The sequence below is a fragment of the Actinacidiphila bryophytorum genome (assembly GCF_016916835.1).
Lineage (GTDB): Bacteria > Actinomycetota > Actinomycetes > Streptomycetales > Streptomycetaceae > Actinacidiphila > Actinacidiphila bryophytorum.
The window spans coordinates 120,966-133,881 of record NZ_JAFFIX010000011.1 but is presented as its reverse complement, the minus strand read 5'-3'; the positions used below and the strand labels follow the sequence as shown (position 1 = coordinate 133,881).

General features: G+C 72.0%; 10 protein-coding genes. 4 read left to right on the top strand and 6 right to left on the bottom strand.

All coding sequences use genetic code 11. The features are described from left to right. The first annotated feature begins 1 nt into the window (after position 1). Positions 2-829: an amidohydrolase family protein gene (locus JT723_RS18285; RefSeq protein WP_205045738.1), complete on the top strand. Its 828-nt coding sequence runs from the start codon at positions 2-4 to the stop codon at positions 827-829. Positions 830-1,106: 277 nt separating this feature from the next. Here JT723_RS18285 and JT723_RS18280 read toward each other — a convergent pair whose 3' ends face one another. Then, positions 1,107-1,778 carry a FadR/GntR family transcriptional regulator gene (locus JT723_RS18280; RefSeq protein WP_205045737.1) on the bottom strand — a complete coding sequence of 224 codons (672 nt, stop codon included), beginning with the start codon at positions 1,776-1,778 and terminating at the stop codon, positions 1,107-1,109. 100 nt (positions 1,779-1,878) lie between these two features. Continuing rightward, positions 1,879-2,676: an AraC family transcriptional regulator gene (locus tag JT723_RS18275; RefSeq protein ID WP_205045736.1), complete on the bottom strand. Its 798-nt coding sequence runs from the start codon at positions 2,674-2,676 to the stop codon at positions 1,879-1,881. A gap of 67 nt (positions 2,677-2,743) precedes the next feature. On the opposite strand from JT723_RS18275, the gene JT723_RS18270 reads away from it, so the two are divergent. Together JT723_RS18270 and JT723_RS18265 are read left to right on the top strand one after the other, a co-directional pair. Then, the gene (locus JT723_RS18270; RefSeq protein ID WP_205045735.1) at positions 2,744-3,307 is read left to right on the top strand and encodes a TIGR03086 family metal-binding protein; all 564 of its coding nucleotides are present in this window, start codon (positions 2,744-2,746) and stop codon (positions 3,305-3,307) included. After that, on the top strand, positions 3,304-4,062 hold the full coding sequence (locus JT723_RS18265; protein WP_205045734.1) for a nucleotidyltransferase family protein: 759 nt from the start codon (positions 3,304-3,306) through the stop codon (positions 4,060-4,062). The genes JT723_RS18270 and JT723_RS18265 overlap by 4 nt, the downstream gene beginning before the upstream one ends. 6 nt (positions 4,063-4,068) lie before the next feature. Here the strand turns inward: JT723_RS18265 and JT723_RS18260 are convergent, their stop codons facing one another. From JT723_RS18260 to JT723_RS18245, 4 genes are all read right to left on the bottom strand, one after another. Next, entirely contained in the window at positions 4,069-5,673 is a 1,605-nt protein-coding gene (locus JT723_RS18260; RefSeq protein ID WP_205045733.1) for a glycerol-3-phosphate dehydrogenase/oxidase, read from the bottom strand. Between the two features lie 123 nt (positions 5,674-5,796). Then, entirely contained in the window at positions 5,797-7,353 is a 1,557-nt protein-coding gene (gene glpK / locus JT723_RS18255) for a glycerol kinase GlpK (RefSeq protein ID WP_205045732.1), read from the bottom strand. 63 nt (positions 7,354-7,416) lie between these two features. After that, entirely contained in the window at positions 7,417-8,205 is a 789-nt protein-coding gene (locus JT723_RS18250; RefSeq protein WP_205045731.1) for an MIP/aquaporin family protein, read from the bottom strand. 111 nt (positions 8,206-8,316) lie between these two features. Continuing rightward, positions 8,317-9,081: an IclR family transcriptional regulator gene (locus JT723_RS18245; RefSeq protein ID WP_205045730.1), complete on the bottom strand. Its 765-nt coding sequence runs from the start codon at positions 9,079-9,081 to the stop codon at positions 8,317-8,319. A gap of 232 nt (positions 9,082-9,313) precedes the next feature. Here JT723_RS18245 and metH point away from each other — a divergent pair, with 232 nt between their 5' ends. Next, a complete protein-coding gene (gene metH / locus JT723_RS18240) occupies positions 9,314-12,835 on the top strand; it encodes a methionine synthase (RefSeq protein ID WP_205045729.1) in 3,522 nt (1,173 codons plus the stop codon). Positions 12,836-12,916 lie beyond the last annotated feature (81 nt).

Sequence of the window (12,916 nt, the reverse complement as noted above, 5' to 3'; positions counted from 1 at the left end):
CATGCGCATCGACGCCCACCACCACCTGTGGGACCTCACCAGACGGCCCCAGCCGTGGCTGACCGGACCGGAACTCGACCCCATCGCCCGCAGCTTCGACTTCGCCGAACTCCAGCCGCTGCTGGACCGGCACGGCATCGACGCCACCGTCGTCGTCCAGTCCAGCTCCTCGCTGGACGAGACCCGCGAACTGCTCGCCGTCGCGGAGGCGTCCGGCGGCCGCATCGCCGGCGTCGTCGGCTGGGCCGACCTCACCGACCCCGCGCTCCCCGACGTCCTCGCCTCGCTGACCGGCCCGCTCGTCGGGATACGCCACCAGGTCCAGGACGAGCCCGACCCCTGGTGGCTGGCCCGCGCCGCCGTCCGCCGCGGCCTCGCCACGGTCGCCGCCGCGGGACTCGCCTACGACCTGCTCGTCACCCCGCGCGAGCTGCCCGCGGCGCTGGAGACTGCTGCCGCGCTGCCGGAACTGCGGTTCGTGCTCGACCACGCCGGCAAGCCGGAGATCGCCTCCGGCGGGTGGGAGCCGTGGGCCGCGCAGCTTGCTGCGCTGGGCGCGCTGCCCAATGTCAGCTGCAAGCTGTCGGGGCTGGTGACCGAGGCCACCTGGGCCGGCTGGGAGCCGGCCGACCTTCTGCCGTATGCACGGCATGTGCTGGACGTCTTCGGGCCGGCCCGCACCCTCTTCGGCTCCGACTGGCCCGTCTGCACCCTCGCCGCCCCCTACGGCGCCGTCCTCGCCGTCGCGGAGTCCGCCGCCACCGGCCTCTCCCCGTCCGACCGCGCCGCCCTCTTCGGCACCACCGCCGCCCGCGTCTACGGCCTGTGACTGCCCCTTGCGGTGCGTTGCCTTCTTTCCGCCCATTCGGGCGGGGCGCGCAGTTCCCCGCGCCCCTTAAAAACGCTCACCCTGCGGGAAGGGGGCACCCCCCCAGGGGCGCGGGGAACTGCGCGCGCAACCACAACGCACCGAAAGGTGCGAGCGCGCCGCAAGTGGCACCCACCTGGGGGCGCGGGGAACTGCGCGACCAGCCCGGACGGGCGGGGAGAAGGCAACGCCACAGCAAGCGGCGGTAACCGAAGGGGCGCGGGGGAACCCCGGGGGGCTAGAGGGTGGAGCGGAGCCATTGTTCGACGCTCGCTACATGGACCGTGGCCCAGGAGCGGGCAGCTTCCGGATCGCGATCCCTGAGCGCGCTCAGGATCGCCCGGTGCTCATGCAGCGTCCGCGACACCGCATCCTCCTGCGTCAGCCCGCGCCAGACCCGCGCGCGGGTCGTCGGCCCGGACAGCCCGTCGAGCAACGAGCACAGCACGGAGTTGCCCGAGCCCTGGACGATGCCGCGGTGGAACTCCAGGTCGGAGGCGACCAGTTCCTCCACCGACGGCTGCGGCCCGAGCGCGTCGAGCTTGCCCTCCAGCGCGTCCAGCTCCTCCGCGGGGATGCGCAGCGCGGCCATCGCGGTGGCGGCGGGTTCGAGGATGCGGCGCACCGCGAGGAATTCGAGCACCGTGTCGTCGCGGTGGAAGTCCACGACGAAGCTGAGTGCTTCGAGAAGCAGCTGCGGGTCGAGGCTGGTGACGTAGGTGCCGTCGCCCTGCCGTACGTCGAGGATGCGGATCAGGGAGAGCGCGCGTACGGCCTCGCGCAGCGAGTTGCGCGACAGGCCCAGCTCGGCCGCGAGCTCGCTCTCCTTGGGGAGGCGGTCGCCGGGCCGCAGCGCCCCGGAGACGATCATCTCCTTGATCTTCTCGATGGCCTCGTCGGTGACCGCCATCTGGGTCCTCCCCTTGTTCCGGTCCCGCAGCGCCGCCAGACCTCCGATGTATAGCCTCATTATGTGCCCGGGAAGCCCGATCACCTAACGAAACGGGAATTCAGCGGCCCGCGTATCTGCTGGGCGGCGCCCCCACCGCCGCGGTGAAGTCCCGCGTGAGGTGCGCCTGGTCGGCGTATCCGAGGTCAGCGGCGAGTGCGGCCCAGTCGATGCCGGCGCCCTCGTCGGCCCGGGCGGCGGCCTCGTGCAGCCGCGCCCTTCGCAGGACCCACTTGGGAGAGGCGCCCACGTACTCGGCGAACAGCCGCTGCAGCCGGCGTACCGGCATGTCCAGCTCGCGGGCCAGCTCGTCGACCCGGAAGAGCTGCGGCCTGGCGGTGATCGCCTCGACGAGCGCGGCGACCTCGGCGACCTGCGGGTCGGGCGGCAGCGCGGGGAGCAGGCCGAGCAGGAAGCCGTCGGCGTGTGCGGCCATCGCGGGGAGGTCGTCCAGGTCCAGGACGCGCCGCCCCACCTCGTCGGCGTCCGTCCCGAGGATGCCGGCCGCGGGCACGGCGCGGTCGGCGAGGTCGGCCACCGGGCCGCCGGCGAAGGGCCGGAAGGCTCCCGGCCGGAACTTCACCCCGAGGACCTGCCCCGCGCCTTCCAGGCGCCGCACGAAGACCCCGCGCTGCACCCCGTAGACCAGCGCACCCTCCGGTTCGAAGACCAGGTGCACGTTCGGGTGCGCGAGCACCTTCTGCTCGTACGGGTCGCGCCCGCGCAGGTCCCAGCGGGGGTTCCAGTAGAAGTCCACGAGGGCGGCCAGGCCCGGCGCCGGCGGGTGCTGCCGCACCTGGAGGAAGCCGGCCGCCGCGCCGGGGCGCAGCACACCGCGTCCCAAGCCGTGCCTGCTCATGGCCCCAGCCTATGCGGTGTCGCGTTTGTTCAAGACGGTCCGCCGGGCGCTGCGTAGCGTCGCCGGTATGAACTTCCACGCAGAGATCGCCGACAGCGCCCGGGAGGCGGCCCGAGTCACCGCCGCGGTGGGCGCGGACAGCCTCACAGGACCGACCCCCTGCCCCGACTTCGACACCCGCGCCCTGGCCAACCACCTGGTCGCCTACACGGGCATCGGCATGGAGCTGCGGGCCAGGCGCGAGCCGCACCCGGACGACCTCGCGACCCGGGACTTCACCGCGGACCCGCAGTGGGCGCGGCAGTACGCCGAGCAGCTGGACCGCTCGGTGGCCGCGTGGGCGGACCCGGCGGCCTGGGAGGGCGAGGTCGCCTCGATGCCGGCCGAGGGCATGGCCGCCATGCTCTTCATGGAGCTGAGCCTGCACGGCTGGGACCTGGCGAAGGCGACAGGGCAGGACTACCGCGTCGCCGACGCCACCGCGGCCCGGCTGCTGGCCCTGGTGCGGGAGTACGCGCAGATGTACCGCGACTACAAGGGCTTCGGGGAGCCGGTCGAGGTCCCGGCGGGCACGGGCGACCTGGAAACCGCTGTCGCCCTCTCGGGCCGCGACCCATACTGGGCCGGGTGATCCAACACGACCTCATCGCCCGGGTGCGGCAGCGGTGCCGGGAGGACCCGGGCGTCCGGGCGGCCCTGATGTACGGCTCCTTCGCCGCCGGGCAGGGGGACGAGCACAGCGACGTCGAGTTCTGGCTGTTCTTCGAGCCGGCCGCGAGAACCGCCCTCGACCCCGCCGCCTGGTGCGCGCGGGTCGCCCCGGTGAACCTGGTGGTGCGCAACGAGTTCGGCACCCATGTCGCCTTCTTCCCCGGGCCGGTGCGCGGCGAGTTCCACTTCGCCACCACCGCGGACATCCCGTCGGTGGGGGAGTGGCCGGCCCGCGGCGCCGGCGTGGCGTCGATGGTGGTGGTCGACAGGGACGGCCTGCTCACCCCCGTGCTCGCGTCGGTGCCCGAGCGGCCCGCGATCCCCGCGGACCCGGTGGAGGTCGCCGAGCTGTGCGGCAGGTTCGCCAACTGGCTCGTGCTCGCAGCGCACGTCACCGCCCGCGGCGAGCAGTTGCGGGCAAAGGACGCGCTCGGGCACGCCGCCCGCCACCTGCTGTGGATGGCCCGGCTCGCCGAGGGCAGCACCGGGCACTGGCTGACGCCCTCGCGCGGCGCCGAGGCGGAGCTGCCCTCCCGTACGGTCGCGGCCGTCGCCGAGTCGACGCTCGCGGCCCTGTGGCGCGAGGGCCGCGAGCGCTGGCTCACCCTGCTGGCGGCGACCGGCGGCGAACCGCCGGCCGCCCTCTTCGCGGAACTCGACCGGCTGGCCGCCTGACCCCGGTCAGGAGTCCAGCAGCCGTTCGACCTCCGCCCTGATCTGCGGGGTGTCCAGGCCGCGGATCGTCAGGGTGGTGCGCCGCCGCAGCACGTCGTCGGCGCGCTGCGCCCACTCGTGGTCCCTGGCGTAGACGACCTGCGCCCAGATCTCGGGTGCGTCGGGGTGGATACGGCGTGCCAGCGCCGGGTCCTCCGCGGCCAGCCGGGCGATCTCGAAGGCCAGCGAGCCGTAGTGGCCCGCCAAGTGCCTGGCGGTGTCGGGGGCCATCCGCGGCCCGGGGACGCCGGCGTCGGCCTGCAGCCGGTGGGCGACGGCGCCCTGGCTGGCGAAACCGGGCAGCGGCGCCCGGCGCGGCAGCGACGACATCGGCTCCATGTCGTCGGCGAGCGGCCGGCCGGGCAGCTCGGCCAGCTTGTTCATCACCGTTCTGCCGATGTGCCGGAAGGTGGTCCACTTGCCGCCCGCGACCGACAGCATCCCGCCGCGGCCCTCGGTGACCACCGTCTCGCGCTTGGCCTTCGCGGTGTCGCCCGGCCCGCCCGGCAGCACCCGCAGCCCGGCGAAGGCGTACGTGACCAGGTCGCGGGTCAGCTGCCGGTCGCGGACCGAGAAGGCGGCCTCGTCCAGGATCTGGGCGGTGTCCGCCTCGGTGACCCGCACGTCGCCCGGGTCGCCCTCGTAGACCTCGTCGGTGGTGCCGAGCAGCAGCATGTCCTCCCACGGCAGCGCGAAGGTGATGCGGTACCTGTCGACGGGTGTGGCCAGCGCCGCCCGCCAGGGGGAGGTGCGGCGCAGCACCAGGTGGGCGCCCTTGGACAGCCGGATCGACGGGTCGGCCGCCGGGTCCTCCATCCTCCGCAGCCGGTCCACCCACGGCCCGGTGGCGTTGAGCACCAGCCGCGCGTCCACCCCGAACTCGCTGTCGTCGATGCGGTCGCGCAGGTCGGCGCCGGTGACCCGGCCCCGGGTGAAGCGCAGCCCGGTGACCTCGGCGTGGTTGAGCACGGTCGCGCCCGCGTCGACCGCGGCACGTACCGTCATCAGAGCCATCCTGGCGTCGTTCATCTGGCCGTCCTCGTAGACGGCGACGGCCCGCAGGTTGTCGGTGCGCAGCTCGGGCACCTCACGGGCGGCCTTCGACGGGCTGATCACATGCCCGACGCCGTCCCTGAAGGCGGACAGCGCCGAGTACGCGAAGACGCCCGCGCCGAGCTTGGCGGCACCGTGCGGGCCGCCCTTGTAGACGGGCAGGTAGAAGGTCAGCGGATTGGCCAGGTGCGGTGCGACGTCCCGGGACACCGCACGCCGCTCCAGGTGGTTCTCCGCGACCAGCCGCACGGCGCCGGTCTGCAGGTAGCGCAGCCCGCCGTGCAGCAGCTTGGAGGACGCCGACGAGGTGGCGCCGGCGAAGTCGCCGGCGTCCACCATCGCCACCCGCAGACCCGACTGGGCGGCGTGCCAGGCGGTGGTGATGCCCAGGATGCCGCCGCCGATCACCAGCAGGTCGTACGTCGCCCGGCCGAGCTGGTCCCGGGTCTGCGCCCGGCCCGCCTTCGCGCCGGCAGTCGGTCGCGTCCCCGGCACGGGAACGCATCGCGGGATGGTCATCGATGCCTCAGCTCTCCCTTTTGATGGTCGATCTTCCTCCTCCCCCCCTACCTTCGGCGGGAGGTGCCCCCTTCCTTCGCGGACGGCCTCGTTCCTCGGCCGGCCACTGCGGAAGCTCGCTCGTCAGCTCTCCTCTTCGTCAAGCCAGCCCATGGTCGCCTGCACGGCCTTGAGCCACTGCTTGTACTCCTTGTCGCGCTCCGTGGCGTCCATCTGCGGGGTCCACTCGGCCGCCCGCTTCCAGTTCGCCCGCAGGGCGTCGGTGTCCGGCCAAAAGCCGATCGCCAGGCCCGCGGCGTAGGCGGCGCCCAGACAGGTGGTCTCGGCGACCATCGGGCGCACCACGGGCACGTCGAGGAAGTCGGCGAGGGTCTGCATGAGCAGGTTGTTGGACGTCATGCCGCCGTCGACCTTGAGGGTGGTGACCTCGGTGCTGGAGTCCTTGAACATCGCGTCGGCGATCTCCCTGGTCTGCCAGGCGGTCGCCTCCAGCACGGCCCTGGCGATGTGCGCCTTGGTCACGTACCGCGTCAGGCCGGCGATCACGCCGCGCGCGTCGGAGCGCCAGTAGGGCGCGAACAGGCCGGAGAAGGCCGGTACGAAGTAGGCGCCGCCGTTGTCCTCCACCGAGGAGGCCAGCGTCTCGATCTCGGCCGCGGTGCTGATCAGGCCCATCTGGTCGCGCATCCACTGCACCAGCGCGCCGGTCACCGCGATGGAGCCCTCCAGCGCGTACACCGGCTTGGCGTCGCCGATCCGGTAGCCGACCGTGGTGATCAGGCCCGCGTAGGAGTTCACCGGGGTCTCGCCGGTGTTCATCAGCATGAAGGTGCCGGTGCCGTACGTGGACTTCGCCTCGCCGACCGCGAAGCAGGTCTGGCCGAACAGCGCGGCCTGCTGGTCGCCGAGTGCGGAGGCCACCGGGACCGCGTCCAGGCCGCCGACGTCGGTGGTGCCGTAGACCTCGGAGGAGGACCGGATCTCCGGCAGCACGGCCATCGGGACGCCGATGGAGTCGCAGATCTTCGGGTCCCACTGGAGGGTCTTGAGGTCCATCAGCAGGGTGCGGGAGGCGTTGGTGACGTCGGTGACGTGCTTGCCGCCGTCGACGCCGCCGGTGAGGTTCCAGATCACCCAGGAGTCCATGGTGCCGAAGAGGATGTCGCCGCGCTCGGCGCGCTCCCGCAGCCCGTCGACGTTGTCGAGCAGCCAGCGGACCTTCGGCCCTGCGAAGTACGACGCGAGCGGCAGGCCGGTCTGCCGCCGGAAGCGGTCCTGGCCGACGTTGCGGCCCAGCTCCCGGCACAGCGCGTCGGTGCGGGTGTCCTGCCAGACCAGCGCGTTGTGCACCGGCTGGCCGGTGTTCTTGTCCCACAGCATGGTGGTCTCGCGCTGGTTGGTGATGCCGATGGCCTTGACATCGGCGGGCGTGAAGCCGGCGATGTCCTGGCCGGCCTTGGTGATGGCGCCGGCGACCACCTCCTGGACGTTGGTCCAGATCTCGGCCGCGTCGTGCTCGACCCACCCCGGCTTGGGGAAGATCTGCTCGTGCTCCTTCTGGTCGACGGCCACGATCCGGCCGTCGCGGTCGAAGATGATGCAGCGGCTCGAAGTGGTGCCCTGGTCGATCGCGGCGATGAAGGGTCCTGTGCCGTGGCTGCTGGTGGGCGTGTCGGTCATGGTGTGCTCCTCGTCGGGTCTGCGCTCGGTGGTCCGGGGTGGGCGGAGTGGTCCCGTACGGCTCTATGTGAACGCGAGCCGGTACAGTCCGCCCGCGATGGCGGCGCCGGCCAGCGGGCCGACGACCGGGATCCATGCGTAGCCCCAGTCGGAGCCGCCCTTGTTCGGCAGCGGCAGCAGGCTGTGCACGATCCGCGGGCCGAGATCCCGGAACGGGTTGATCGCGTAGCCGGTGGGCCCTCCGAGTGACAGACCGAGTCCGACCACGATCAGCGCGGTGAGCAGGATGCCCATTCCATTCTCCGCCAGACCGTCGGTCATGCCCTGCGTAAGGATGAAGAGCACCAGGACCGCGGTGGCGACGGCCTCGGTGAGCAGGTTCTGCACCGGGTTGCGGATCTCGGGGCCTGTGGAGAAGACACCGAGCACCGGGCCGCCGGGCTGGGCCTTGTTGCCGGTGGTGGGGCCTGCGGGGTCGGACTCCAGGCCCGCGACGACCTCCGGGTCGGTCAGATGGGCCTGGAACTGCCCCAGGTAGGCCACCCAGACCAGAAAGGCGCCGATGAGTGCGCCGATCAGCTGACCGATCAGGTAGTAGGGCACCTTCGACCACTCGCCGGTCTTGATCGCGATACCCAGGGTGACCGCCGGGTTGAGGTGCCCCCCGGAGTAGCCGTTGGCTATGTAGGCGCCGCCCAGCACGCCGAATCCCCAGCCGAAGGTGATCGCCAGCCAACCGGCGTCCCTGGCCTTGGACCGTTTGAGTGTCACGGCGGCGCAGACGCCGCCGCCCAGCAGGATGAGTACGGCGGTACCGAAGATCTCGCCGATGACGATATGGCCGTTGGACACAGCGACTCCCTTGTCACAATCCGTCCGGTGTTCGACATTGTCGATCGCTGGACGAGAGTGTTCTCCCCTTGGGTTGCGCAGGTCAAGAGGGATGTGACCCAGAACTCCGGTTCAGAAACGCCCGGCACCCAGATCGCGGGAGACCGCACGGGCGCAGTCGCGTACCGCCGCGACCAGCCGGGACCGGATGCCGTCCGCGTCGCAGAGCCGTTCCACGGCCCCCGTCACGCCCACCGCGCCCACCGGCATCCGCCGCCGGTCGTAGACGGGCGCGGCCACCGAGGCCACGCCGTCCCAGGTCTCCTCCAGGTCCGAGCCCCAGCCGCGGGACCTGGTCAGCTCCAGAACCGACTCGAACTCGGCACTGCCGGTCACCGTTCGGGCGGTCAGCGCGGCCAGTTCGCCCTCGGCGACCTCGTTGTGCGCCACCGGGTCGAAGGCGGACAGCACCTTGCCGAGCGCCGTGCTGTGCAGCGGCTGCATCGCGCCGACCTCCAGCACCTGCCGGCCGTCGTCGGGCCGGAAGACGTGGTGCACGATGAGCACCCCGTGCTGATGCAGCACCCCCAGGTACGCCGCCTCGCCGCTGGACCTGGCCAGGTCGTCGGTCCACACCAGGGCGCGCGCCCGCAGCTCGTGCACGTCCAGGTAGCTGTTGCCGAGCCGCAGCAGCTCCGCTCCCAGCTGGTACTTGCCCGAGACCGGCTCCTGCTCCACGAAGCCCTCCTGCTGCAGGGTGCGCAGGATGCCGTGCGTGGTGCCCTTGGCCAGTCCCAGCGAGGAGGCCACGTCCGACAGGCCCAGCCGCCGCTCGCCCCCGGCCAGCAGTCGCAGAACCGCGGCTGCGCGCTCCAGCGACTGGATAGAACCGGGCATCGCATGCACTCCAGGGACCGGGGCCGGACATCGGCCCATATCAGGGAAACGGGGGGTGGTCGGCATTGTCGACCTTCATCATCGCAGAGAAGAGTGTGGCACCACCCGTCCGCCCTTCGGAATGCCTTCGAGGCCCGGCACCCCGGACGGCTACTCTGGCCAGGTGCGCCATCCGTCCCCCGGGGAAGGACAGCGCATAGCCGACAGCCGTCGCACCCCAGGGAGCACCTCCATGGCCTCGCCGTCCCCTTCGTCCGCCGCATCCGCCGCCGCGAGCAACGCGCGCGCCGCCGACCTGCGCCAGGCACTCGCGACCCGGGTGGTCGTCGCCGACGGCGCCATGGGCACCATGCTCCAGGCGCAGGAGCCCACGCTCGACGACTTCCAGCAGCTCGAAGGCTGCAACGAGATCCTCAACGTCACCCGCCCGGACATCGTCCGCTCCGTCCACGAGGCCTACTTCGAGGCCGGCGTGGACAGCGTCGAGACCAACACCTTCGGCGCCAACCACTCGGCGCTGGGCGAGTACGACATCCCCGAGCGCATCCAGGAGCTGTCCGAGGCCGGCGCCCGGCTCGCCCGCGAGGTCGCCGACGGCTACGCGGCCGACGGCCGCCCGCGCTGGGTGCTCGGCTCGATGGGACCCGGCACCAAGCTGCCCACCCTCGGCCACGCCCCCTACACCGTGCTGCGCGACGGCTACGAGGCCAACGCGGCCGGCCTGATCGCCGGCGGCGCCGACGCGCTGCTGGTGGAGACCACCCAGGACCTGCTGCAGACCAAGGCCGCGGTGATCGCCGCCCACCGCGCCATGCGGTCGGCCGGGGTGAGCCTGCCGCTGATCTGCTCGGTGACCGTGGAGACCACCGGCACCATGCTGCTCGGCTCCGAGATCGGCGCCGCGCTGACCGCGCTCGAACCGCTCGGCATCGACATGATCGGCCTGAACTGCGCCACGGGACCGTCCGAGATGAGCGAGCACCTGCGCTACCTCGCCCGGCACTCGCGCATCCCGCTGTCCTGCATGCCCAACGCGGGCCTGCCGGTGCTCACCAAGGACGGCGCCCACTACCCGCTGACCCCCGCGGAACTCGCCGACGCCCACGAGGTGTTCACCCGCGAGTACGGCCTGTCGCTGGTCGGCGGCTGCTGCGGCACCACCCCCGAGCACCTGCGCCAGCTCGTGGAGCGGGTCGGCGGCCAGGACCTGCACCCGCGCACCGCACGCCCCGAGCCGGGCGCGGCCTCGCTCTACCAGACCGTGCCCTTCCGCCAGGACACCTCCTACCTGGCGATCGGCGAGCGGACCAACGCCAACGGGTCGAAGAAGTTCCGCGACGCGATGCTCGAAGGCCGCTGGGACGACTGCGTGGAGATGGCCCGCGAGCAGATCCGGGAGGGCGCGCACCTGCTCGACCTGTGCGTGGACTACGTCGGCAGGGACGGCGTCGCCGACATGGCCGAGATCGCCGGGCGCTTCGCGACCGCCTCCACGCTGCCGATCGTGCTGGACTCCACCGAGGTCCCGGTCCTGCAGGCAGGGCTGGAGAAGCTCGGCGGCCGCGCGGTGCTCAACTCGGTCAACTACGAGGACGGCGACGGCCCCGAGTCCCGCTTCGCCCGGGTCACCGCGCTGGCCCGCGAGCACGGCGCCGCGCTGATCGCGCTGACCATCGACGAGGAGGGCCAGGCCCGTACCGCCGAGAAGAAGGTCGCCATCGCCGAGCGACTGATCGAGGACCTGACCGGCAACCACGGCATCCACGAGTCGGACATCCTCATCGACTGCCTGACCTTCACCATCTGCACCGGCCAGGAGGAGTCCAGGGGCGACGGTGTGGCCACCATCGAGGCGATCCGCGAGCTCAAGCGCCGCCACCCCGACGTGCAGACCACGCTGGGCCTGTCCAACATCTCCTTCGGCCTCAACCCGGCCGCGCGCGTGGTCCTGAACTCGGTCTTCCTCGACGAGTGCGTCAAGGCCGGCCTGGACTCGGCGATCGTGCACGCCAGCAAGATCCTGCCGATCGCCCGGCTGGACGAGGAGCAGGTCAAGACCGCGCTCGACCTGGTCTACGACCGGCGCTCGGAGGGCTACGACCCGCTGCAGCGCCTGATGGAGCTGTTCGAGGGCGTCGACAACAAGTCGCTGAAGGCCGGCCGCGCCGAGGAGCTGCTCGCGCTGCCGCTGGAGGAGCGGCTGCAGCGGCGGATCATCGACGGCGAGAAGAACGGCCTGGAGGCGGACCTGGACGAGGCGCTGGCCGAGCGCCCGGCCCTGGACATCGTCAACGACACCCTGCTGGCCGGCATGAAGGTGGTCGGCGAGCTGTTCGGCTCCGGTCAGATGCAGCTGCCGTTCGTGCTGCAGTCCGCCGAGGTCATGAAGATCGCGGTGGCCTACCTCGAACCGCACATGGAGAAGTCCGACGACGAGGGCAAGGGCACCATCGTGCTGGCCACCGTCCGCGGCGACGTCCACGACATCGGCAAGAACCTGGTCGACATCATCCTGTCCAACAACGGCTACACGGTGGTCAACCTCGGCATCAAGCAGCCGGTGTCGGCGATCCTGGAGGCCGCGCAGGAGCACAGGGCCGACGTCATCGGCATGTCGGGGCTGCTGGTGAAGTCCACGGTGATCATGAAGGAGAACCTGGAGGAGCTGAACCAGCGCGGCCTGTCCGCCGACTTCCCGGTGATCCTCGGCGGCGCCGCCCTGACCCGCGCCTACGTCGAGCAGGACCTGCACGAGATCTACGAGGGCGAGGTCCGCTACGCCCGCGACGCCTTCGAGGGCCTGCGGCTGATGGACGCGCTGATCGGCGTCAAGCGCGGGGTGGCGGGCGCCGCCCTGCCGGAGCTGAAGCAGCGCAGGGTCGCCAAGCGCGCGCAGCCGGAGCCCGAGGCGGAGGAGGTCAACCTCGGCCAGATCAGGTCGGACGTGGCCACCGACAACCCGGTGCCTGCCCCGCCGTTCTGGGGCAGCCGGGTCGTCAAGGGCATCCAGCTCGCCGACTACGCCTCCTGGCTGGACGAGGGCGCCCTGTTCAAGGGGCAGTGGGGGCTCAAGCAGGCCCGCAGCAGCGGTCCCAGCTACGAGGAGCTGGTGGAGTCCGAGGGCCGGCCGCGGCTGCGCGGGCTGCTGACCCGGCTGCAGTCCGAGAGCCTGCTGGAGGCCGCGGTCACCTACGGCTACTTCCCGTGCGTGTCCAAGGGCGACGACCTGATCGTGCTGCACGAGGACGGCACCGAGCGCACCCGCTTCACCTTCCCCCGGCAGCGCAAGGGCCGGCGGCTGTGCCTGGCGGACTTCTTCCGGCCCGAGGACTCCGGCGAGACCGACGTGGTGGGCTTCCAGGTGGTCACCGTCGGCAGCCGCATCTCGGACGCGGCGGCCGAGCTGTTCGCCGCCGACTCCTACCGCGACTACCTGGAGCTGCACGGCCTGTCGGTGCAGCTCGCCGAGGCGCTGGCCGAGTACTGGCACGCGCGGGTGCGCGCCGAGCTGGGCTTCGCGGGCGAGGACCCGGGCGACGTCGAGGACATGTTCGCGCTGAAGTACCGCGGTGCGCGCTTCTCGCTGGGCTACGGGGCCTGCCCCGACCTGGAGGACCGTTCCAAGATCGCGGCGCTGCTGGAGCCGGAGCGGATCGGCGTGAAGCTCTCGGAGGAGTTCCAGCTGCACCCGGAGCAGTCCACCGACGCGATCGTCATCCACCACCCGGAGGCGAAGTACTTCAACGCCCGCTGATTCACCGGGCCGTCGCCGGGCCGTCGTACGCCCGTCAGGCGTGCCGCAGGGGGCCGACGTAGACTGGACGGTCCGGCAGGG

Coding starts and splice junctions, on each gene's coding strand:
- JT723_RS18285 (WP_205045738.1), top strand. CDS start 2: ATGCGCATCGACGCCCACCACCACCTGTGGGACCTCACCAGACGGCCC.
- JT723_RS18280 (WP_205045737.1), bottom strand. CDS start 1,778: ATGGCGGTCACCGACGAGGCCATCGAGAAGATCAAGGAGATGATCGTC.
- JT723_RS18275 (WP_205045736.1), bottom strand. CDS start 2,676: ATGAGCAGGCACGGCTTGGGACGCGGTGTGCTGCGCCCCGGCGCGGCG.
- JT723_RS18270 (WP_205045735.1), top strand. CDS start 2,744: ATGAACTTCCACGCAGAGATCGCCGACAGCGCCCGGGAGGCGGCCCGA.
- JT723_RS18260 (WP_205045733.1), bottom strand. CDS start 5,673: ATGACCATCCCGCGATGCGTTCCCGTGCCGGGGACGCGACCGACTGCC.
- glpK (WP_205045732.1), bottom strand. CDS start 7,353: ATGACCGACACGCCCACCAGCAGCCACGGCACAGGACCCTTCATCGCC.
- JT723_RS18245 (WP_205045730.1), bottom strand. CDS start 9,081: ATGCCCGGTTCTATCCAGTCGCTGGAGCGCGCAGCCGCGGTTCTGCGA.
- metH (WP_205045729.1), top strand. CDS start 9,314: ATGGCCTCGCCGTCCCCTTCGTCCGCCGCATCCGCCGCCGCGAGCAAC.